Genomic DNA, 22018 nt, shown 5'->3' with positions numbered 1-22018 from the left:
GCTACAGTTATTCGCCTCTTCCCTAAGGCCCACCCCGTTGTGGGGTCGCTGCAAGCAGCGTTAAAATCCGTTAGAAATCACTTCTCTGTGATTTTCCCTTCGGGCCTGGCTTTGCCGCGTTACTCGGCCTAAGCCAGGCCTCGCTCTAAAGAGCCAGCACAAGCGCTGTTCAAAACGCAGCGCGTTTTGTCTCGCAACTTCATTGGGCTTGAGTATAAACCTCATGGCCGTTAACCCAGGTTTGCGTTACCTGGTAATCGCGGGTGAAGGCGGTCAGGTTGGCCACTTTGCCGGCGGTGATAGAACCCAAACGCCGCTCTACGCCAATGGCCCGTGCCGGATACAGTGTTGCCATACGCAGTGCTTCGTCCAGAGCGATACCCGCATGCTCCACGGTGTTACGCACCGCGTCGATCATCGTCAGAGCGGAACCACTTAGCGTACCGTTTTCATCAACACATAATCCATCACGATAGTATATGGTTTTGCCAGCAAAAATAAATTGGTCTATATCCGCTCCGGCAGGTGCGGTGGCATCTGTCACCAGCACCAATTTGTCACCTTTGAGCCGTTTGGCATTACGAATACTCGCCCAGGCGACATGGTGGCCATCGGCTATGATACCGGTATAGACGTCTGGCGTATCAAAAATGGCCCCGACCAAGCCAGGTTCACGGCCAGTAATGTAGGGCATGGCATTGTAGAGGTGGGTGGCGAAGGTACACCCAGCCGCGAAGCCGTTACGCGCTTGCTGATAAGTGGCATTAGAGTGCCCGGAAGAAACTACAATACCGGCGTCCGCCAGTTGTTTAATCACTTGGGGCTCAACCATTTCCGGAGCCAAGGTCACTTTGGTGATGACATCGGCATTGGCCCACAGATAGTCGATCATCTCAGTGGTTGGCTGGCGGATAAACGCCGGGTTGTGTGTGCCTTTTTTTACCGGGCTCAGGTAGGGGCCTTCCAGGTGCAAACCCAGCGCTTGATTGGGATGCTTTTGCAGATAAGCACGCATAACATTGACGGCGTGCTTCATAAAATCGTCACTGCAGGTGATCAGCGTAGGCAGATAGCTGGTACAACCGGATTTCTCGTTGGCGCGCTGCATGATTTCCAGTGTTTCTTCTGAAATAGCGTCAAGGGAATCGTTAAATTGCACACCGCCACAGCCATTAAGCTGCACGTCAATAAAACCGGGGGCTAACATGGCACCACCCAGATCACGAGTTTCGATACCTTCCGGTAACTCAGCCAGTGGGCAGACCCGGTCAATCAGGCCACCAGCAACGACCACGGCATGGTCATCAAGTATATCGTGACCAGTGAAGATCCGGCATTGGGTTAAAGCAAACATGTAGCCCCCTATAAAAATTTAAAGACTATTAACGCTTTCCGCTTCTAATTCGCGGAAGTATTTCACGGTTTTCACTTTCAGTTCCATAGTGGAAGGTTCATCACACACCACTACAGACTTAGGATGCAGTTGCAGGCAACTGATGGTCCACAGGTGGTTAATACAGCCTTCCACAGCAGCTTCCAGCGCCTGAGCTTTGCCACGGCCAGTCACCAGAATCATCACTTCTTCCGCATCCAACAGCGTACCCACACCCACCGTCAGGGCATACTTGGGTACCAGGCTGACATCACCGCCGAAGAAACGTGAGTTGGCAATACGCGTCTCTTCGGTCAGTGTTTTGATCCGGGTACGCGAAGCTAGAGAAGAAGCGGGTTCGTTAAAAGCAATGTGCCCATCAACCCCCACGCCCCCCATAAACAGGTTAACTTTACCGTAGGATTTCATTTTTTCTTCGTACAGACGGCACTCTTCGTTAACATCTGGCGCGTTACCGTCCAGCAGATTGATATTTTCATCTGGAATATCAATATGATCAAAGAAATTATTATACATGAATGAGTGATAGCTTTCCGGGTGTTCCTGCGGCAGGCCGACATATTCATCCATATTAAAAGTGACCACGTGCTTGAAGCTGACTTCACCCGCTTTATGCATCGCAATCAGATGTTTATAGGCTTCCAACGGGGTGCCACCAGTCGGTAGGCCAAGTACGAATGGGCGATCAGCCGTTGGGTTGAATGCATTAATCCGCTGGACGATGTGGCGTGCAGCCCATTTGCCGACGTGTGCGGTATCTTGTAGGGGGATCAGTCTCATTGTACACCTCTTGGTAGAATAAACCTTAGCCAGACCCGTGGTTATTCAAGTTGCAGCACCTGACTTTGCTATTGCTTTCCTGCAACGTGAATGAACTAGGGTATAATACTCTGTAAGCGTAACTTAGCTTTATGACGTTCGCGTAGGCATTACGCTCAGTGATTTTTTGTATGATAAAATAAGTTTTGTATTATGGCTAGCATTCTGCGGATTAAAGCGTGCTTTAAAGTGATTCAAATCACAAAAACAGCGGTTTTAATTTGCGATGCGAAATATTTTTTTTACACTCCATCATGCGTAATTAGCACCATACAAAATGATTTCTAAAAAGTAGTGAACTTGCTTAATAAACTACTAAATCAGGTCCGTTTGCGGACCAAATAGGGGGAAGGGTGAATATTCTTAGTTATCTACAAAAAATTGGCCGGGCCTTGATGGTTCCGGTGGCGACATTGCCAGCCGCCGCCATCTTGATGGGGGTGGGCTACTGGATTGATCCTGTCGGTTGGGGCGGTGACAACGCACTGGCCGCATTGCTGATCAAATCGGGTGCGGCGATTATCGACAATATGGCGGTGCTGTTTGCTGTGGGTGTGGCTTATGGCATGTCAAAAGATAAAGACGGGGCAGCGGCGCTGACCGGTTTTGTCGGCTTCCTGGTATTAACCACCCTGTGTTCACCGGCTGCGGTGTCGATGATCCAGAAAATCCCGGTTGATCAAGTACCGGTGGCATTTGGTAAAATTGAGAACCAGTTTGTGGGTATTCTGGTGGGGATCATCTCTGCGGAGGTTTATAACCGTTTCAGCGGTGTTGAACTGCCCAAAGCACTGTCGTTCTTCAGTGGCCGCCGTTTAGTACCTATTTTGATCTCCTTCCTGATGATTCTGGTTGCCTTTATCATGATGTACGTCTGGCCGGTAGTGTTTGGTGGCCTGGTGAACTTTGGTGAGCATATCCAGAAGCTGGGTTCAGCGGGGGCGGGTATCTACGCCTTCTTTAACCGTTTATTAATTCCGGTTGGCTTACACCATGCACTGAACTCGGTGTTCTGGTTTGATGTGGCTGGCATCAATGATATTCCTAACTTCCTGGGTGGTCAGCAATCCATTGAATCTGGCAAGGGCATTGTCGGAATTACTGGGCGTTATCAGGCTGGTTTCTTCCCGATCATGATGTTTGGTTTGCCGGGCGCCGCCTTGGCCATTTACCACTGTGCTCGCCCGGAGAATAAAGCCAAAGTGCTGGGGATTATGCTGGCAGGGGCGTTTGCCTCTTTCTTCACCGGTATCACCGAGCCGCTGGAATTCTCCTTTATGTTTGTTGCCCCAGTACTGTATGTGATCCACGCAGTGCTAACGGGTATTTCAGTATTTATTGCCGCCAGTATGCAGTGGATTGCCGGTTTCGGCTTCAGTGCGGGTCTGGTGGATATGTTCTTGTCAACACGCAATCCGCTGGCAACTCAGTGGTATATGCTGATACCGCAAGGTTTGGTGTTCTTTGCTATCTATTACGTGGTGTTCCGTTTCACTATCAGCAAGTTTAATCTGCTGACTCCGGGTCGTGAACTGGCGGTTGCCGGTGATGAGGCTGATGGTTATGACGTGGATACCAGTGTAAATAAAGATGAAAATGAAATCACCACTTTGGCACGCCGTTATGTGAGCGCCATTGGCGGCTCTGAAAACCTCACTGGCATTGATGCCTGTATTACTCGTCTGCGTCTGAATGTAAAAGATTCAGCACGGGTGAATGATGCTATGGCAAAACGTTTGGGTGCTTCGGGTGTGATTCGCCTGAATAAGCAAAGCGTGCAGATTATCGTTGGTACTCGTGCCGAACTGATCGCCAGCGCGATGGGTCAGGTGGTGGCTGCAGGCCCAGTTGCGGCAGCGGCTGACCCCGCAGTGGCCGCTGCTACGGCTGAAGTCAAACCGCAAGCGGTACTTAATACCAATAAAGTTCTGTTCCAAGCGCTGGTTGCCCCGGTTACCGGTGAAATTGTGGCACTGGACCAAGTGCCGGATGAAGCCTTCGCCAGTAAAGCGGTGGGTGACGGTGTGGCGATTCGCCCAACGGATAAAACCGTGGTGGCACCTGCAGATGGCACCGTGGTGAAGATTTTCAATACCAATCATGCCTTCTGCCTGGAAACTGAAAAAGGTGCAGAAATCGTGGTGCATATGGGTATCGACACCGTGGCGCTCAATGGTCAGGGCTTTAAACGCCTGGTCGAAGAAGGGGCGGTAGTGAAAGCCGGTCAGCCGATTCTGGAACTGGACCTGGATTACCTGAATGCCCATGCCCGCTCAATGATAAGCCCGGTGGTGGTCAGCAATGCTGATGATTATGCTGGGTTGACGGCCTTGGCCAGCGGCCATGTGGTTGCAGGTGAGACCAAACTGTTCGAAATCCAAAAATAAGTGGGTTAATCGTGTTGGGCACCTCATAAGGTGCCGATAACCTTGGCGGGAAAAGAGCGATCTTTTCCCGTTTTTTTATTTTTGCTGCTGATAACCTGCTTTCTTGTGCAACAAACGGTTGTTTCCAACCGTGGCTTGTTGGAATATATGCGGTTATCAGTGGTGCGTTGTATTTGAGGAATCATGATATGAGTGAGGCAGAAGTCCGCCCAACCAATTTTATCCGTCAGATTATTGATGAAGATCTGGCGACCGGGAAGCACCAGTCGGTACATACTCGTTTCCCGCCAGAGCCGAATGGCTATTTGCATATCGGCCATGCTAAATCCATTTGCCTAAACTTTGGCATTGCCAAAGATTATCAAGGCCAATGTAATCTCCGTTTTGATGACACCAACCCGGTCAAAGAAGATATCGAGTTTGTTGACTCTATCAAGCAGGATGTCGAGTGGTTGGGCTTTAAATGGGACGGGGCGATTCGTTATTCCTCAGACTATTTCGATCAACTGCATCAGTATGCCGTTGAACTGATCAACAAGGGTTTAGCCTATGTTGATGAATTAACGCCAGAACAGATCCGTGAATATCGCGGTACCTTGACCGCACCGGGTAAAGACAGCCCCTATCGCAACCGTTCGGTTGCCGAGAACCTGGCGCTATTTGAAAAAATGCGCAATGGCGAGTTTGCCGAGGGTAAAGCCTGTTTGCGCGCGAAAATCGATATGGCATCGCCATTTATCGTGATGCGCGATCCGGTCATTTACCGTATCAAATTTGCCCATCACCACCAGACCGCGAACAAGTGGTGTATCTATCCGATGTACGATTTCACCCACTGCATTTCCGATGCACTGGAGGAGATCACGCATTCGCTGTGTACACTGGAGTTCCAGGATAACCGCCGGTTGTACGACTGGGTGCTGGATAATATTTCTATCCCATGCCATCCGCGTCAGTATGAGTTCTCGCGGCTCAATCTTGAGTACGCCATTATGTCCAAGCGCAAACTGAGCCAACTGGTATCAGAGAAAGTGGTGGAAGGTTGGGATGATCCTCGCATGCCGACTATTTCCGGGTTGCGCCGTCGTGGTTACACCGCCGCTTCTATTCGCGAGTTTTGCCTGCGTATTGGCGTAACCAAGCAGGATAATAACGTTGAGATGGCAGCACTGGAGTCCTGTATCCGTGAAGACCTCAATGAACATGCGCCGCGCGCCATGGCCGTGCTGGATCCGGTCAAAGTGGTGATTGAAAACATGTCGGATGCTGTGGAGACGCTGACCGTACCTAACCATCCGAACAAACCGGAAATGGGCTCACGGGAAGTGCCGTTCAGCCGTGAAGTTTATATTGATCGCGCTGACTTCCGTGAGGAAGCCAATAAGCAGTATAAGCGCCTGGTACTGGGGAAAGAGGTTCGCCTGCGTAACGCCTATGTCATCAAAGCGGAGCGTATAGAGAAAGATGCTGCGGGTGAGATCACCACCATTTTTTGTACCTACGACCCGCAAACCCTGGGTAAAGATCCTGCTGATGGCCGCAAGGTGAAAGGGGTGATTCATTGGGTTTCTGTAGCCCATGCCATACCCGCAGAAATTCGCCTGTATGATCGCTTGTTCAGTGTGGCTAACCCGGGGGCGGCAGAGGATTTCCTCTCTACCATTAATTCGCAGTCACTGGTGATCAAGCCAGGTTTTGTTGAAGCCAGTCTGTGCACTGCCGAGCCAGAAAACGCCTATCAGTTTGAACGTGAAGGTTATTTCTGTGCTGATAGCCGCTATTCCTCAGCGGATCATCTGGTATTTAACCGGACGGTGGGTTTGCGTGATACCTGGGCCAAGATGGATATATAATCCGGCTGAAACGGGTAACAGCGCGGTCCCTTATGGGCTGCGCTGTCATTCAGTCAATAGGCTTGCGGTTTAAAGGGCATCTTAAATGGAACAGCAAACAGCATCGCTGCTTGCTTATTGGGAACAACCTGATAGAGCTTGGTTATTTCTCGCTGTGCAGTGCTTCGTTGTTACGGCAATCACCGGTTTCACAATGACCATACAGGTATAAACTGTGGTTGGTGAGTTTAATATTATACCGTTTGGCGATATCCCGTTGGCGTGCCTCAATGGACTCGTCACTAAACTCGATCACTTTGCCGCAATCCAGGCAAATTAGGTGGTCGTGATGATGTTGCTGGGTTAATTCGAAGACTGACTTGCCACCTTCAAAGCTGTGACGGGTGACAATACCGGCATCATCAAACTGATTGAGTACCCGATAAACCGTAGCCAGACCAATCTCTTCCCCGAGGTCGATCAGTTTTTTGTACAGGTCTTCAGCACTGACGTGATGACATTTTGGATCCTGCAGTATTTCAAGGATTTTAAGTCGTGGAAGCGTGACTTTTAAGCCGGCTTTTTTCAATGCGCTATTGTTATCAGTCATGCGGGTTCAGTCCTGTTATTATGCTAATCAAACACGGTACTAATCAATGCTGAGCAGTTCCCGCTTATGATGCCGGGCTGGCGCAAAGACGTAATTGCGTCTCATTATAGAACCGGTTGACGTAAATAGGAACCGCTGGTTGTTCACAAAGGTCTGCTTGTTCACAAAGGCCTAGTTGTTCACCAAGGTATGGCTCACCTAGGCCTCTGCACGTGACTTGGTTGATTTAACCGACAAAGTGGTGGTTTTTGGCTTTATCGCAGCGGTCATCTTACGCCAAGAGGCCCTGTAGAGCCTCTTGGTGCGGTCAACGTATCAATTGTTGAACCTGTTATTGTAGAACCGGTTTGGTGCAATCCAGGCTTAACCGATGATCTCCGCCAGGCTGAGTTCTTCACAGATCTGTTGGACCCAAGCTGCTACGCGCTCGTTGGTTAATTCAGGTTGACGATCTTCATCGATGGCTAGACCAATAAAGTGGTTGTCGTCTGCTAACCCCTTAGAGGCTTCGAAATGGTAACCCTTGGTTGGCCAGTTACCGACAATCACTGCACCGCGTGGTTCAATGATATCGCGCAGTGTTCCCATCGCATCGCAGAAATACTCTGCATAGTCTTCTTGATCACCGCAGCCGAATAGCGCCACCAACTTACCGTTGAAGTCAACCTCTTCCAGTGTGGGAAAGAAATCATCCCAGTCACATTGCGCTTCGCCGTAATACCAAGTGGGGATCCCGAACAGCAGAATATCAAATGCGGCCAGATCTTCTTTGCTGCTTTTGGCGATGTCGTGAAGTTCTGTAACATCGTTACCGTATTTTTGATGGAGGGTCTTCTGGATCATCTTGGCAATGTTTTCGGTATTGCCAGTATCGCTGCCAAAGAAAATACCTACATGAGCCATATTGCGAATAACCTTTTAATTCAATTTGTTGTGTTGCTTAAATGTGGTGTGAGATTTACCTGAGGCATCGTCTCCACCCGTAAATAGACCCCTATCATGCCAGAGATTTACCCTGCGGTTATATCACATTTATGTGATGCTCTGGGCTATAGGGGTACTGGCATCACCGTTCATGCTTCAGGCTGTTCTTCTGCCAGTTGTGTTAACAGCATTTGTTCAATTAACTCACTGCGGCTGATATTGCGCAGATCCGCCAGTTTATTCAACGCATCCACGGCCTCGGCGTTGATTTTCAGTTCTACACGCCGTAATCCCCGTACTTTGTCACGCCGTAGTTGATTGCGCTTATTGATCTTAAGCTGTTCATCACGGGAAAGCGGGTTGGTTTTCGGGCGTCCCGGGCGGCGTTCATCTGCAAACAGATCTAGCGTTGTACGGTCCGTATATTCTTTTGCCATTATTGCTTTACTGCAAAGGAGTTGGTATCAAAAAACGTTTTCACGCTTCCAGACGGTTTGGTTAACACCAATACCCTGGTTTATTCAACAAATTGAATTATACCTAGGATAGCGCGCCATCTTACCCTAGCAGGGGGAATGACGACAATGCTTAACTTGGCTTGCAACAGCCTAGTTCATTGGGCTGAAGAGATATCGTCATCGTCCTTCAGGGTTGGTCAATAAAACGGTGGATGGCCCTTAATACGGCTTCGGGTTTTTCTGCATGTACCCAATGGCCGCAACCCGCGACCACATAAGAACGGGCCTGCGGAAACTGGCTGGCGATGTGGTCGCGATAGCTATCCTGAATATAAGGGGAGAGTGCACCACGGATAAACAGGATAGGATGCGGCCAGGTGGGCACCTCCTGCCAGCCGATAATTGAGGGATATTGCGCCATGAGTACCGGCAAATTGAAGCGCCAACTACCAGCCTGGAAAGACTTTAGCAAGAACTGGATCACTCCTTCTTCCGGCAATATCTCGCGCATCCGCTGAGCCGCTTGTTGGCGCTGGGTTATCCCCGCCTCGCTGACGGCCTGTAGTGCATGGAACACTTTATCGTGGCGGTGGGTGTGCTGGTAGTCGACGGGTGCGATATCAATCACCACCAAGCGGTCAATTCGCTTAGGGGCAAGCGCAGTCAGTGCCATAGCCACCTTTCCCCCCATGGAGTGGCCGATGATAATGGCTTTCTCTATTTGCAAATCGTCTAACAGCGTGAGCAGATCTTGCGCCATGGCCTGATAAGTCATCTCTGCCGCGCGGGGAGAAAGCCCATGATTGCGTAGATCGACTTTAATGACGTTATGTTGATGATTGAGGTCACGTGCCAATATGCCAAGATTATCCAGGTTACCGAACAGGCCGTGCAGGAGTATCACTGGCAGATTGGTGGGGGTTGCCACCTCTGCCGTGAGCAATTGATAGTGTAATTTCATGGGAAAACCGGTGCATTAGAAATAGGGGGTCAGCTTATCATAACCTCACTCACAATTGCCGTGGGTAAAGTTGGATGTCAGTCTAGAGTCTGTTACTCTAATTCAAGTTGGTGAAACACTATAAAACCAGATGGTTACCAAATGGTAGGTTTTACGCCTTGGCATATTGCAATATGCGAGGTAATAACGTTGTGCTGCCACCCCGGCGGTTTGCAATAAAACGAACATGAAAAATTATAAAATCTAATAGAATCACTGTATTGGGTGAAAATGAAAACGATTGAAGTCGACGAGGATCTTTACCGCTATATTGCCAGCCATACGCAGCATATTGGGGAAAGTGCGTCTGATATTTTACGGCGTATGCTGAAGTTTACTGGCGAGCAGCCTGAGCCTATCGCTCCCATTACTGCAGGCCAGCCGGTGGTGGTTGCCACTCAGAAGCAACGCTCGCTTGATCCGCTGCGTGTGATGCGCGAACTGTTGCGGTCAGAGGAATATGCACAACAACACAAAGCAGTAAATCGCTTTCTGCTACTACTGTCCACTTTGTACCGGTTGGATGCGGCTGATTTTTCCGCCGCAACGGAAGCCCTGCGCGGCCGTACCCGCACTTATTTTGCTGGCGATCAGCAAACTTTGCTGGCCAATGGTACGCATACCAAACCAAAACAGGTTCCAGGGACACCCTATTGGGTGATCACCAACACCAATACTGGCCGCAAACGCAGTATGATCGAACATATCATGCAAGCCATGCAGTTCCCGGTGGAGCTGATCGAAAAAGTTTGCGATACCATCTAATTTAGCAATCAGCCCGTCATGGTGGTCTGCAAGCGACTTATTGCCCGGCCACAGACTGGCATATTAGGGAGAGAGTCTATGGCGAATGACCCACGTGCTGGGCAACCAGCCCAACAAAGTGATTTGATCAACGTTGCCCAACTGACATCGCAATACTATGTGCTGCAACCGGAAGCCGGTAACCCAGCCCATGCGGTAAAATTTGGTACTTCAGGGCATCGTGGCAGTGCGTTACGTCAGAGTTTTAACGAAGCCCATATTTTGGCTATCGCCCAGGCGATTGCTGAAATGCGTAAGCAACTGGATATTCATGGCCCTTGCTATGTGGGCAAGGATACCCACGCTTTGTCTGAGCCAGCGTTTATTTCCGTGTTGGAAGTCTTAACCGCCAACGGTGTGGATGTGGTGGTGCAGGAAAATAATGGCTTTACCCCAACGCCAGCGGTGTCTCACGCCATTTTATGCTACAACCGCCAGGGCGGAGCGCAGGCTGATGGTATTGTCATCACGCCTTCGCACAATCCACCAGAAGATGGCGGCATTAAATATAATCCACCTAATGGTGGCCCAGCGGATACCAACCTGACGTCAGTGATCGAAAAACGTGCCAACGAGCTGTTAGCCCATCATTTGCAAGGTGTGCAGCGCCAATCGCTGGCAAAAGCCTGGAACAGTGGTCATCTGCATGCGCAGGATCTGGTACAGCCTTATGTCGCCGGGTTGGTGGATGTGGTTGATATGCCAGCGATTCAGCGTGCGGGTCTGAAGCTAGGTGTTGATCCGTTAGGTGGTTCTGGAATCGCCTACTGGCAACGCATTGCTGAACACTACAAACTGGATCTCACGCTGGTTAATGACTCCATCGACCAGACATTCCGTTTTATGCATCTCGACCATGATGGCATCATCCGTATGGACTGTTCATCCGAGTCTGCCATGGCGGGTTTACTGGCCCTGCGCGATAAGTTTGAACTGGCGTTTGCCAATGATCCCGATTATGACCGCCACGGTATTGTCACCCCGGCTGGCTTGATGAACCCTAACCATTACCTGGCGGTTGCCATTAATTATCTGTTCCAGCACCGTCCACAGTGGGGAGCCGATGTTGCAGTGGGCAAAACCTTGGTTTCCAGCGCTATGATTGACCGCGTGGTGGCAGATCTGGGCCGCAAGCTGGTGGAAGTGCCAGTCGGCTTCAAATGGTTTGTTGATGGCTTGTTTGATGGCAGCTTTGGTTTTGGTGGTGAAGAGAGTGCCGGGGCTTCATTTTTGCGCTTTAACGGTACGCCTTGGTCGACAGATAAAGACGGCATTATCATGTGCTTACTAGCAGCAGAAATCACCGCCGTCACCGGTGAGAACCCGCAATATCATTATAACCAGTTAGCCAAACGCTTTGGTGCTCCGAGTTATAACCGTATTCAGGCACCGGCAACTGCCGCGCAGAAAGCGGCACTCTCCAAGTTGTCACCAGAAATGGTGCAAGCCAGTACCTTGGCGGGAGACCCTATTACCGCGCGCCTGACTACGGCACCGGGTAACGGCGCTTCCATTGGCGGCCTGAAAGTGATGACCGACAATGGCTGGTTTGCGGCTCGGCCTTCCGGTACAGAAGAGGCTTACAAAATCTACTGTGAAAGTTTCCTAGGTGCTCAGCATCGCGAGAAGATCGAACACGAAGCGGTTGAAATTGTTAGCGCAGTATTGGCTGGCGCGAAATAGAGTCTATCTTTCTGACTATGCAGGTTGCAGCCCCAATGCTGTAACCTGTACCTCTCATACTTCAAGTTGCTTGGGTGTTGGCTGCCTTCGTTCACCCCAGTCACATAGTTATCTATGCTCCCGGGGATTCGCTCATTTGCCGCCTACAAGCAAATCGAATTATTTTGGGTATACATGAAATCAAAACACCTGAATCACCCCTGACTGGGGATGCCGCATCAGGCTGACTTCGATACCAAATACCGTCTTCACTGCCGCAGGCGTCAATACCTGTTCTGGAGAACCCTCAGCATAACAGCGCCCCTGATGGAGCAGGATCAAGCGGTCAGCATAGCGGGCAGCCAGATTCAGATCATGCAGGATCACCAGCACGGCATGCCCCAGGCGCGCATAGTCGCTCACCTGTTGCAGTATCTGATGCTGGTATTTCAGATCAAGCGCAGAGGTAGGTTCATCCAGTAACAGTAAATTGGGCTGCCCGGTGGCGGTGTCATCCTGTAATTGCGCCAAGACCCGGGCTAAATGCACCCGTTGTTTTTCCCCTCCGGAAAGCGCGGGGTAAGGGCGATCAGCCAGATGTGTGGCCCCAACTTGTGCCAGGCAATGATCGGCGATACGCCGGTCTGCTTGTTGTCCGCTACGGTGTGGCAGGCGCCCTAACTGCACCACTTCATGACACAAAAAATCGAAATTCAGCGAAGATGACTGGGGTAAAATAGCCAGCCGTTTGGCTAACGCAGCACGTTGCCAATGTTGGCGTGGTTGCCCGAGGATTTCGATGTCTCCCTCATAGGGCAACTCACCGCCAATGCTATTGAATAGACTCGACTTGCCAGCGCCGTTACTGCCGAGGATGGCACTTAGGGTGCCAGCTTGTAACGTTAAGTTAATCTCTTGCAGGATTGGCCGGTTGCCACGACGCAGACTCAGATTACGTACGCTAAGCGCAGTGGTCATGGCAGGCTCCTTTTTTGTTGCAATAATAACCAGAGAAAGAAAGGTGCACCGAGTAGGGCGGTGATAATACCGATCGGAATTTCTGCCGGAGGTGCCAGCAAACGAGCACCCACATCAGCCAGTAACAACAAAATGGCACCCCATAAGGCACTTAATGGCAGTAAGTGGCGGTAATCTGGGCCACAAACCAGACGGACCAGATGCGGAATGACTAGCCCGACAAACCCGATCATGCCAGCAACGGCAACACCGATACCGATGCCCATGGCACAACTGACGATCAGATACCGTTTCAGCGGTTCAACCGCAATGCCCAGATGGCGTGCTTCAGATTCCCCGAGCAGTAACGCATTTAATGCCGGTGCCTGCCGCTGAAAATAAACCAACAGCAGCAGCGCGGTGCTACCTGCAAGTGCTACCGAATGCCAACGAGCACCCGCCAGGGAGCCCATTTGCCACAAACTCAAATCACGCAGTTGCTGATCACTGGCGAGGTAACTCAACAGTCCTAGCCCGGCAAAGGCCATAGCACTGATAGCAATACCGGCTAGCAGGATCAGCGTCATGGAAGTACCAAAAGGCGAGCGCCCGATACGATAGACCAGCAAGGTGGTAAGCATACCGCAGATGAAGGCACTCAGTGCGTTGTAACCCAAGCTTACCCATTCAGGTAGCTGAGCAAGGGGGGGAAGTTTGCTACTAAACAGCGGCAATAACACAATAGCTACCCCAGCCCCCAGCGCGGCCCCACCACTGACCCCAATAATGCCCGGATCCGCTAACGGATTACGAAACAAGCCTTGCAGAACGGCACCACAGAGTGCCAGTAATGCCCCGACGCTGATGGCTAAGAGTGCCCGCGGCAGGCGGATGTTTTGTACGATCAGCGTTGCCATCTCATTTTCAGTACCGGAGGGCAGTAACGCCTGTAGGGCATCTTTCAGAGGGAGCACCACCGGGCCATACAATAGCGTGACAAACAGTACCACCACGAGCAGCGCCAATCCTGCCAGTAACAACAGTGGAGTAGAGGCGCGACGCATTATTGTGCCCCGACCACTTGCAGTAATTGCTCTTGCAGACGCTGGGCTTCATCAATGGTACTCAGCCCCGCGCCACCCAATAAGGCTTTACCATTGACGAGCATGACATTTTTATTTTTTCCGGCAGGAGTCGCTTCCAGCAGCGGATAGTGTTTGAACACCTCCGTGGCACCGTGGTTGCCATGGCGCGCACTGATTAAAATCACATCCGGCTGCATCTGCAGTAAGTTTTCAGCGGAAATGGTCTGGTAATTGCGCAGGTGATGAGCCGGATTCACCCCGCCTGCCAGCGTGATTAACGTATTAGCAGTACTGCCCTGACCAGCGATCATTGCCGGGCGCCCTTCATGAATCAGCAGGAAAATAACCCGTGGCTGCTTTTTATCGGCCAGTTGTTGGGCCCTTGCTTTCAGGGTGTTGAGTTGTTGTTGTGTCTGTTGGTGCAGGCGTTCACCCGCTGCGGGCTGATTGATCTGCAGGGCAATCAGATCAATGTTAGACAGAACACCATCAATGTTGTCACTGTCTGGTAACACCGTGACGGTCACGCCCGCCTGGCGGACGCTGTCCAGCGTGGAAGTCGGGGCCATTTCGCTACTGCCAATCAATAGGTCAGGGCGTAGTGCCAGAATACCTTCTGCCGGCAATTGGCGGATATAACCGAGTTTAGCGGCGGAGACTTCTTTGGGTAACACGCTGCTGTTATCGGTGCCGACAATCTCTTGTTGTGCCCCAAGCGCCACCACAATTTCAGTGATCGCGGGTCCGGCGGTGATCAGGCGCTGGGCATAAAGTGAACTGCTGAAAACGAAGGTTATGATTAAAATCAGTGAATGTCTCATGGTGTGCCTTTGGTTAAGATATGGGCGGCTGGAATTTGTTGCTGCTGTAATAGATTGAGCAGATTTAATAAATTTTCATTACGTGCATTACGGTCGGTGATAATCACGATTTCAGGCCGTGCCGTTGACGAGGCGGCGAGAGTGGTAATTTGTGAGCGAAACTGATCCCAGTCGCTGTAACGCTGTTCATCAATACCCCAGTAAGGTGGGTCAGCAAACAGATTTAAGGTCATGGTGTGACTGGCGGGTGCCGTGGCAGGTTGGGCATTATCCACCTGGGGCAGATCGATATTCATCTGGCGTAATGGCATATTGGCCGTCAGCAACAGAAACACCAGAACGATAAAAATGATGTCCAACAAGGCGGTCAGATCAATGGCGATGGGGTTTTGTTGCTGGGGGGTATGAGAGCGAATCATGCCATTGACTCCCCGTGCAGGGTAATCCCGTCCAGCCACAAATTATAGTGATTCATTTCCAGCTCGGTGGTGTGCATGATGCGGTCCACCCAGGCAGTGAGCAGATGCGCGCCAATCAGTGCAGGCAACGCAATAAACAAACCCGCCGCAGTGGTATACATGGCGATACCGAGCCCATTGGCAAGTAATGCCGGTGTAACAGGCTGGATGCTGGTACTGAGATCCTGGAACATCTGAATCAGACCTAAAATGGTCCCCAGCAAACCTAATAATGGGCTGACTGCCCCCATTAACGACAAAATTTTAATGCCATGGGTTAATTGCTTACGTTGCTGTTGTAACCACAACCCGGCAATCTCCTCCCGTAATGCTTTTCCGGTACGACGGTGATTAATCAACAGGTAAATACCTTGCCACAGCAGCGAACGCCGGTAATTTCCGGATAAGGCTTGCAGCGTGCTTTCTTCCACCGGGCGGTTAAGTGCCAGTTGCTGATGCAACGCATGACGTTGCAAACGGCTGATCAGCAATAAGCGCCAAACCCGGTCAAGCAGGATCACACTGGTGACAAAAGAGCAGATGAGCAAAGGCCATGTCATCGCCCCTAGCTGTTGCTCAAGCTGAGAAAAGATCATATTGATTATCCTGCTACATCAGTTGGTTAAGTTAATTGGAAACGCACTGGAATGCGCACTTGGTGTGCCATACCAACGCCGTCGATTTGTTTGGGTAAAAATTGCCAGCGTTTAACCGCCTGGAGTGCGGCACGGTCCAATAAAGGAAAGCCACTGCTGCGTACCAGCGAAATACGTTCTGCGTTACCAGAGGCACTGAGTTCGACTTCAATAATGGCCGTTCCCTCCTGCTTGCGCTGACGTGCTGCGGCGGGATAAACCGGGGGCTCAGGGGGGCGCCGAAAGCGTGGTGCCGCATCATGGCTGTTTGTGGTTTGGCTGAGTACCGGCTGGGATGAACCACTCGGCTTGGTCGCAGTTGGCGGTGTGTTTATTGCGGGTTCGGTAGCGGCTGGTTTGGCAGATGCTGCTTTGGCCGCAATTGAGGGACTTGCAGAGTCGCTGGAAGGTGCGGCAGGTCTTGCTCTGTTTTTTGTGATTACGCCCTCATTGACGGTGATGTCAGCCTTTTCTTTTGCCGTATTTTTCTGCTTGGCTATTGAGCGAACCGGTTCTGCAACCGATTTGCCCTGCTCGGTTTTCTTTGCCAGCGGTGGGGCACTTTCTGCCACAGATTTATTCACCAGCGACACCTGCGCGGTGGTGTCTAACGGTGTGCTGGCGGGCAAGTTCGTCAGTTTGACTCTTAAGCTGTAAGCCGGTGCGGGGGTTAATGCCAGCGCCTCCGCATGGCTACGCGCAACGGGGAAGGCCGACAGTAACAGCGCCAGATGAGCACTGAAACAGACAGTGCTGATAACTAGCAAGCGCTTTTGCTCGGCGTTAAGAGTAACAAGCAACATGATGATGTCTCTGCATTTCATCTGACCAACAATTAGCACGGACTATATCTTATCTCTCTTAATAAGATCAAATGAAAATCATTTGCATTCGCATTATCATTTAAAGTAGGATTTCGGCCCAAGGTTGAGTGATTAACTCACTCATTTACTCCGTTGGTATTTTGATTCCGACGTTTTTTATAAGGACATCATCATGGCGCAATATTGGCCCAAGTCCCGTTCTGCTGGTGCCTATAAGCAGAAGCGTTCAACCAGACACCATGCCGTGTGGTGGTGTTTGCTGTCATCGCTGGCTTTTCCTGCGTTGACATCAGCTGAGAATTTACGGCCGTCGGAATCAGCCAGTGACCTGGATGAAGTGGTGGTGACAGCAACCCGTGAACGTAAAGCGTTATCACAGGAAACACGCTCGGTGGCGGTGGTTGATCGTGCGCAGATCACCCGCCAGCAAGCCAGTAGTGTGGCTGAAGTCTTGCAACATATCCCGAATGTCGATGTCACTGGCGGGCCGCGTGCCAATGCCCAGTCCCCGGTGATCCGTGGGTTGGATGGCAATCGTATTTTGCAGGTCATTGATGGTGTACGCCAAAATACCCAGTCGGGTCATCGCAACAGCTATCTGATGGACCCCGAACTGCTGGCCAGCATTGAGGTGATTAAAGGGCCGGGTGGATCGTTATGGGGGAGTGGGGCGCTTGGCGGTGTGGTGGCACAACGCACATTATCAGCGGCTGATTTACTCACTGACAATCCCTTTGGTGGTTACCTGAAGCAGGGTTATGCCGGGGCAAATAATGAAACTAAAACCAGTGCAGGTGTGTATGGTTTGCTGGGGGATTCCGTTGACTTCTTGCTGAATGGTTATTATGCCGATGCCGCTAATTTAAGGCTGGGCAACGGCCAGCATCTGAGTGATTCTGCCTACCGCAATCAAGGGGGCATGGTGAAAGTCGGCTGGCAGTTTGATGAGGCGCAACGGGTGGAGTTAATCGCCCGTCAGGCAGAAAATAATCAGACGGCCCCCAGCAATCCGGCAGAAAATGTCAGTTCCTCAGTCCCTTTGATCAATCAGCACAGCCGTGATCGCAATGTTACGCTGGATTATCACCTTAACCCGCAGAGCAATGACTGGCTGGATGCCCGCCTTACCGCCTATATCAACCAGACCCGTTTCGATGAGTGGCGTATCCGTCAGCAACAGCATGATGCGGTAGATTATCAGACGGTGGGGTTTAATCTCAGCAATCATAGCCATATTGAGCGTGCTGCTTTTACTTATGGTGTCGATTTTTACCAAGATCGCTCCACAGGGGAACGTGAAGGGAAAAACCGCCCATTACCGCCAGATGGCCGTAGCCAAGTAACCGGTGCTTATTGGCAGGCCGATTTGCCATTGGCGCAACACTGGAACTTGTTACCGGGTGTTCGTTACGATCATTATACCACCCGTGATAACAGCATTGCCGACAGCCAACGAACCGAACAACGGTTATCTCCCTCAGTGGGATTACGCTGGCAGGCCAGTGACTGGTTGGTGCTGAGCTCCCGTTACGATGAAGCATTTCGTGCGCCATCAATGGAAGAAATGTATACCCGAGGCACGCATTTCTGCATGGGGCCGATGGGGTGTAACAGTTTCCTGCCTAATCCTGATTTACGCCCAGAAACCGCTAAAAACAGCAGCGTAACGGCCCAGATGACCTTCGATGATTTGCTCGGTCATGACACGCTGACCTTTGATGCCACCTATTTCCATAATCGGGTCAGTAACTATATCGATCAGCAGGTTAATCGCACCACTACCCAATATGTCAATGTGAGCAATGCCCGCTTGCAAGGGGTTGAACTTGCAGCACGTTATCGTTGGCAAGCGCTGGAAACCGCCTTGAGCTACGCGCAAACCGAGGGGAAAGACCGGCAGAGTGGTCAGGCCCTGCAAAATATTCCCGCTCGTAAATGGGTCGCAGATGTGGGCTATCACTGGTTCCACGACAGCCTGAAAACCGGTGCCACGCTACGCCACTATCAAACTCAAGATGATCTACCTGCCAACGTCACGGAACAGTATCCCGGTTATACCCTGGTCGACCTCTATACGACTTGGCATCCACAGCAAGCGGCATTGAAAGATGTTCAACTTGATTTTGCCGTCGATAACCTGACCGACCGCTATTATCGCCCCGCTTTTAGTCAGCTTTATGCCGCAGGGCGCAATGTCAAAGTGAGCCTGAAATACTCATTCTGATGGTCAGTATTTCAAGCAGGATGTCCCGATGCGCGGGTATTAGACCGCGCAGAATAATTATTTTATGCCTTGTTATACCCAAAATAATTCGAGTTGCTTGTAGGCAGCAAGCGATTGAGTCCCCAGGAGCATAGCTAACTATGTGACTGGGGTGACAGAGTGTAGCTAACACCCAAGCAGCTTGAAGTATGAAGAGTATATGGAGAATGGCGATGACTGTTATATCAACTGAATCTATATCTAACCCTGAGTTAACTGTTCAATTAGCCAATCTAAGTGCTGATGAGTTGGGAAAAACCACCCAAGAGTTGGCACAGCGCTTTGCCGTGACGGAATATCAGTTAGTGGCGGCCTTACCGACAACGCTCGTCACTTTCCTGGCGGGCTCGCAGGCTCAGCCATTGCTGGAGCAGCTTGCTGAATGGGGCCCATTGACGACGATTGTGATGGCGGGTGACAGCATTTTTGAATTTAAAGGAGCCTTTCCCCCAGGGAAAATGGGCTATGGCTATTACAACCTCGCTAGCCCTGAACCGGAAGGATTACATGGGCATTTACGGTTATCGTCAATCACGCATATCGCGTTGCTGGATAAACCATTCCGTGGGCAGGCCAGTTACAGCATGTTGTTCTTTGCTGCTGATGGCCGTTGCCAATTTAAGATTTACTTGGGGCGTGATGCGCAACGTCGCCTGTTCCCGGCACAGATAGACCGCTTTAATACCTTACGTCAGCAATGGGCGATGGCTTGATCACTCATTGTTTTGTTCTTATTTCACTGCTTATTTCGTAGCCAATTAATACTGAAGGATATCCACCATGACTACCCCTCGTCAGGAACGCTTGCAAACCCGTTTAGCGCCAGAAATTCAGCAATTTCGTCAAGACTGCCAATGTGTACTGTTGGCAACGGTGGACACGGCAGGTAGGCCGAATGTCAGTTATGCGCCTTTTGTGCTGGTGGATGGCCATTATTATGTGCTTATTTCAGAAATTGCCCGCCATGCGCGTAATTTGCAGCAAGTACCACGGGCATCAATGATGATGATCGCTGATGAAGCTGAAAGTCGTGAAATTTTTGCCCGTCAGCGTTTAACGTTTGATGTCACGGCTGACATAGTGGCGCGGGATGGTGCGCAGTGGCCGATCGTGGTCAGCGCTCTCAAGCAGCGTCATGGGGAACGGATTGTGGACTTAGCCCAAATGACCGACTTTATTTTATTCCGCTTGCACCCGGAACAAGGGTTATATGTCAAAGGATTTGGTCAGGCATTTCAGGTGAGCGGTGATGACCACATCGATATGGTGCATTTGCAAGATGGCCATAAAATGACCTCTGAGCCAGCATAAAGGTCATGTCTGCCAGTAGTCACCGTGTTTAATGTAAGTGTGTCCCCAGACAGTGTTGAGCGACAGACTCTGGGGCTGCACTTTGCCAGAATTCACCCACAATTTAGCCAGAGTAAAACCAGCAACGCACCACCAATAACCCTGAAACTCACGGCACACCGCCAGAAGCGTTATTTTTGATAGCCGAAGTCTAGGCGGAATACTGGAAAGAAACTGAAAAATAACGCACCCAAATATAAAGAAAGTATAAAAATGGTTTAAATATGCAGTTAAAAATTAACTTAAGCCGTATTAAATTAACCGTTCTGTAACAACGTGATTTAGTAATGCCTGTCGATGCGATTATTTGATCATTAAGTGGTCTGATGAGTGGAAAAATTATACATATTGCGGTATTATTTTGCTCAGTTTTTAACTCATCTGGTTTGAATTTTCGCCTCACGCTCGGCTCTGACAGCGTAGGGTGCTGTTTTAAAGGAGTTTGTATGTCTTACTATCACGCATATCCGTTACATCGTATCTTCCTGCGCCGTAGTGCAGTGATTCTGGTGGGTGTTCTTGCCTTTCCGGTGATGTTGTTCCGTAATGATCGCGCCCGCTTTTACAGCTATTTACATCGCGTATGGTCAAAGACCAGTAATAAACCCGTCTGGTTGCAACAGGCTGAAAGCGCCCCGGTTGATTTTTACTAACACTTTTCAGTGTCGGCGATTATTTTCAACCTTGGCAAAATGCTGTTTATTATCCAGTGTGCCGTTAGTTGTCATTTCTGTGGTGGCTTTAGTGCAAGGTAGACCCAGGCTTATTTAAGTTGCAGCCAACGCGCCAACAGCTTGAATGGTGACGGTTATATACCAGCACGGCGTTATAAAATTTAATTTACCAATACCAACCAAGATATTCCCATGGGTAAGCAAATGGCCCATACTGGGTAGCATTGAAACGCGATGCGGCGGCAGATTGACATTGCCAGCCTGACCAACCCCGGTAAGAACGGAATATAAAGAACAGAATATGAATTGGATAACCCCACCCCTGATAGTGGCACCTGTGGCGCAGGCGACACAGCGGCTACGCCTGTTGCTGAACGTCATGATGTTCAGCATCTTACTTTTTAGCAGCGTCACTGCCTTGGCGAATACCGCTTTGCCACTGAACTTCCACCAAGTTTCACCTGAAATCTACCGTTCAGCGCAGCCTGACGCAGCTCAGATGAAGGCCATTGAGCAGCAGGGGATCAAAACCGTGCTCAACCTGCGCCAGTGGAATGATGATGACAGTGAAGCCAAAGGTACCCATCTGATGTTGCGCCGCGTGGCGATCAATGCGGCAGTGATCAATGACGATAAGGTGGTGAGCGCCTTGCGGGAAGTCCGTTTTGCTCAAAAACCGCTACTGGTGCATTGTTGGCATGGTAGTGACCGCACCGGCCTGGTAGTTGCCATGTATCGCCTGGTATTTGAACAGGCCAGCAAAGCCGAGGTGTTAGCCGAGTTACGCCAGCCACAATTCGGTTACCATGAAAGTTATTATCCAAATATTGCTCGTTATATCAGTAGCGTTAATGTTGAGCAGATCCGGCAACGGGTTCTGGCCGATAATCCTCGGCAGTCTTAATTCTCTAGCAGGGGGAGGGGGATTCGCCCCTTTACCCCAAAAAGTTCGGAAATGGTCCTTCTTCCCCAGCTATTATTGCCTTAAGCACATAACAATATCACCATCAGCGCGATTGCTATTTCGTATTCTTGCCCGAACTCTTCTACACTTCTCTATCC

Annotated in this window: 21 protein-coding genes; 9 read left to right on the top strand and 12 right to left on the bottom strand. The window is 50.4% G+C overall.

Annotation, left to right across the window (positions count from 1 at the left end):
* Positions 1-199: 199 nt before the first annotated feature.
* Together nagA and nagB are read right to left on the bottom strand one after the other, a co-directional pair.
* The gene (gene nagA, locus ACX9GV_RS12390) at positions 200-1354 is read right to left on the bottom strand and encodes an N-acetylglucosamine-6-phosphate deacetylase (protein ID WP_473195726.1); all 1155 of its coding nucleotides are present in this window, start codon (positions 1352-1354) and stop codon (positions 200-202) included.
* An 18-nt stretch (positions 1355-1372) separates the two neighbouring features.
* Positions 1373-2173 carry a glucosamine-6-phosphate deaminase gene (gene nagB / locus ACX9GV_RS12385; protein ID WP_023490631.1) on the bottom strand — a complete coding sequence of 267 codons (801 nt, stop codon included), beginning with the start codon at positions 2171-2173 and terminating at the stop codon, positions 1373-1375.
* A gap of 392 nt (positions 2174-2565) precedes the next feature.
* On the opposite strand from nagB, the gene nagE reads away from it, so the two are divergent.
* Positions 2566-4599, top strand: coding sequence for an N-acetylglucosamine-specific PTS transporter subunit IIBC (gene nagE / locus ACX9GV_RS12380; protein WP_473195725.1), 2034 nt, complete (start codon positions 2566-2568; stop codon positions 4597-4599).
* 188 nt (positions 4600-4787) lie between these two features.
* Positions 4788-6452 carry a glutamine--tRNA ligase gene (gene glnS / locus ACX9GV_RS12375; protein ID WP_473195724.1) on the top strand — a complete coding sequence of 555 codons (1665 nt, stop codon included), beginning with the start codon at positions 4788-4790 and terminating at the stop codon, positions 6450-6452.
* A 142-nt stretch (positions 6453-6594) separates the two neighbouring features.
* On the opposite strand, the gene fur is transcribed toward glnS, so the two are convergent.
* The 4 genes from fur to ybfF all read right to left on the bottom strand — a co-directional run bounded on the left by fur (position 6595) and on the right by ybfF (position 9384).
* The gene (fur, locus tag ACX9GV_RS12370; RefSeq protein WP_023490634.1) at positions 6595-7041 is read right to left on the bottom strand and encodes a ferric iron uptake transcriptional regulator; all 447 of its coding nucleotides are present in this window, start codon (positions 7039-7041) and stop codon (positions 6595-6597) included.
* A 363-nt stretch (positions 7042-7404) separates the two neighbouring features.
* Positions 7405-7944: a flavodoxin FldA gene (gene fldA / locus ACX9GV_RS12365; protein ID WP_473195723.1), complete on the bottom strand. Its 540-nt coding sequence runs from the start codon at positions 7942-7944 to the stop codon at positions 7405-7407.
* Positions 7945-8114: 170 nt separating this feature from the next.
* Positions 8115-8402: a LexA regulated protein gene (ybfE, locus tag ACX9GV_RS12360; protein WP_473195722.1), complete on the bottom strand. Its 288-nt coding sequence runs from the start codon at positions 8400-8402 to the stop codon at positions 8115-8117.
* Between the two features lie 208 nt (positions 8403-8610).
* Positions 8611-9384 (bottom strand): esterase, encoded by a 774-nt coding sequence (gene ybfF, locus ACX9GV_RS12355; RefSeq protein WP_473195721.1) that lies wholly within the window; start codon positions 9382-9384, stop codon positions 8611-8613.
* 270 nt (positions 9385-9654) lie between these two features.
* On the opposite strand from ybfF, the gene seqA reads away from it, so the two are divergent.
* Positions 9655-10188, top strand: a complete 534-nt coding sequence (seqA, locus tag ACX9GV_RS12350; RefSeq protein WP_473195720.1) for a replication initiation negative regulator SeqA — start codon at positions 9655-9657, stop codon at positions 10186-10188.
* A 78-nt stretch (positions 10189-10266) separates the two neighbouring features.
* Positions 10267-11910 carry a phosphoglucomutase (alpha-D-glucose-1,6-bisphosphate-dependent) gene (gene pgm, locus ACX9GV_RS12345; protein WP_473195719.1) on the top strand — a complete coding sequence of 548 codons (1644 nt, stop codon included), beginning with the start codon at positions 10267-10269 and terminating at the stop codon, positions 11908-11910.
* A 180-nt stretch (positions 11911-12090) separates the two neighbouring features.
* Here pgm and ACX9GV_RS12340 read toward each other — a convergent pair whose 3' ends face one another.
* The 6 genes from ACX9GV_RS12340 to ACX9GV_RS12315 are packed head-to-tail and all read right to left on the bottom strand — an operon-like array spanning position 12091 to position 16648.
* Positions 12091-12867: a heme ABC transporter ATP-binding protein gene (locus ACX9GV_RS12340; protein ID WP_473195718.1), complete on the bottom strand. Its 777-nt coding sequence runs from the start codon at positions 12865-12867 to the stop codon at positions 12091-12093.
* Complete coding sequence (locus ACX9GV_RS12335; protein WP_473195717.1) at positions 12864-13910, bottom strand: FecCD family ABC transporter permease; 1047 nt, start codon at positions 13908-13910, stop codon at positions 12864-12866. Before ACX9GV_RS12335 ends, ACX9GV_RS12340 begins: the two co-directional genes overlap by 4 nt.
* Positions 13910-14752: a heme/hemin ABC transporter substrate-binding protein gene (locus ACX9GV_RS12330; protein WP_023490642.1), complete on the bottom strand. Its 843-nt coding sequence runs from the start codon at positions 14750-14752 to the stop codon at positions 13910-13912. The genes ACX9GV_RS12335 and ACX9GV_RS12330 overlap by 1 nt, the downstream gene beginning before the upstream one ends.
* Positions 14749-15171, bottom strand: a complete 423-nt coding sequence (locus tag ACX9GV_RS12325) for an ExbD/TolR family protein (RefSeq protein WP_023490643.1) — start codon at positions 15169-15171, stop codon at positions 14749-14751. The genes ACX9GV_RS12330 and ACX9GV_RS12325 overlap by 4 nt, the downstream gene beginning before the upstream one ends.
* Positions 15168-15806 carry a MotA/TolQ/ExbB proton channel family protein gene (locus tag ACX9GV_RS12320; protein WP_473195716.1) on the bottom strand — a complete coding sequence of 213 codons (639 nt, stop codon included), beginning with the start codon at positions 15804-15806 and terminating at the stop codon, positions 15168-15170. Before ACX9GV_RS12320 ends, ACX9GV_RS12325 begins: the two co-directional genes overlap by 4 nt.
* A gap of 26 nt (positions 15807-15832) precedes the next feature.
* Entirely contained in the window at positions 15833-16648 is an 816-nt protein-coding gene (locus tag ACX9GV_RS12315; RefSeq protein ID WP_473195715.1) for an energy transducer TonB, read from the bottom strand.
* 193 nt (positions 16649-16841) lie between these two features.
* Between ACX9GV_RS12315 and ACX9GV_RS12310 the strand changes: the two genes are divergently transcribed.
* From ACX9GV_RS12310 to ACX9GV_RS12290, 5 genes are all read left to right on the top strand, one after another.
* Positions 16842-18893 (top strand): TonB-dependent hemoglobin/transferrin/lactoferrin family receptor, encoded by a 2052-nt coding sequence (locus ACX9GV_RS12310; RefSeq protein ID WP_473195714.1) that lies wholly within the window; start codon positions 16842-16844, stop codon positions 18891-18893.
* Positions 18894-19105: 212 nt separating this feature from the next.
* Positions 19106-19645, top strand: coding sequence for a heme utilization cystosolic carrier protein HutX (gene hutX / locus ACX9GV_RS12305; RefSeq protein WP_473195713.1), 540 nt, complete (start codon positions 19106-19108; stop codon positions 19643-19645).
* A gap of 67 nt (positions 19646-19712) precedes the next feature.
* On the top strand, positions 19713-20243 hold the full coding sequence (gene hutZ, locus ACX9GV_RS12300; protein WP_023490648.1) for a heme utilization protein HutZ: 531 nt from the start codon (positions 19713-19715) through the stop codon (positions 20241-20243).
* A gap of 485 nt (positions 20244-20728) precedes the next feature.
* The gene (locus ACX9GV_RS12295; protein ID WP_023490649.1) at positions 20729-20935 is read left to right on the top strand and encodes a YbfA family protein; all 207 of its coding nucleotides are present in this window, start codon (positions 20729-20731) and stop codon (positions 20933-20935) included.
* Between the two features lie 322 nt (positions 20936-21257).
* Positions 21258-21860 (top strand): tyrosine-protein phosphatase, encoded by a 603-nt coding sequence (locus ACX9GV_RS12290; protein WP_473195712.1) that lies wholly within the window; start codon positions 21258-21260, stop codon positions 21858-21860.
* The last annotated feature ends 158 nt before the right edge of the window (positions 21861-22018 follow it).

The organism is Serratia sp. 25CWL12, from assembly GCF_055790885.1.
This window is presented reverse-complemented; position numbering and strand designations above follow the sequence as displayed.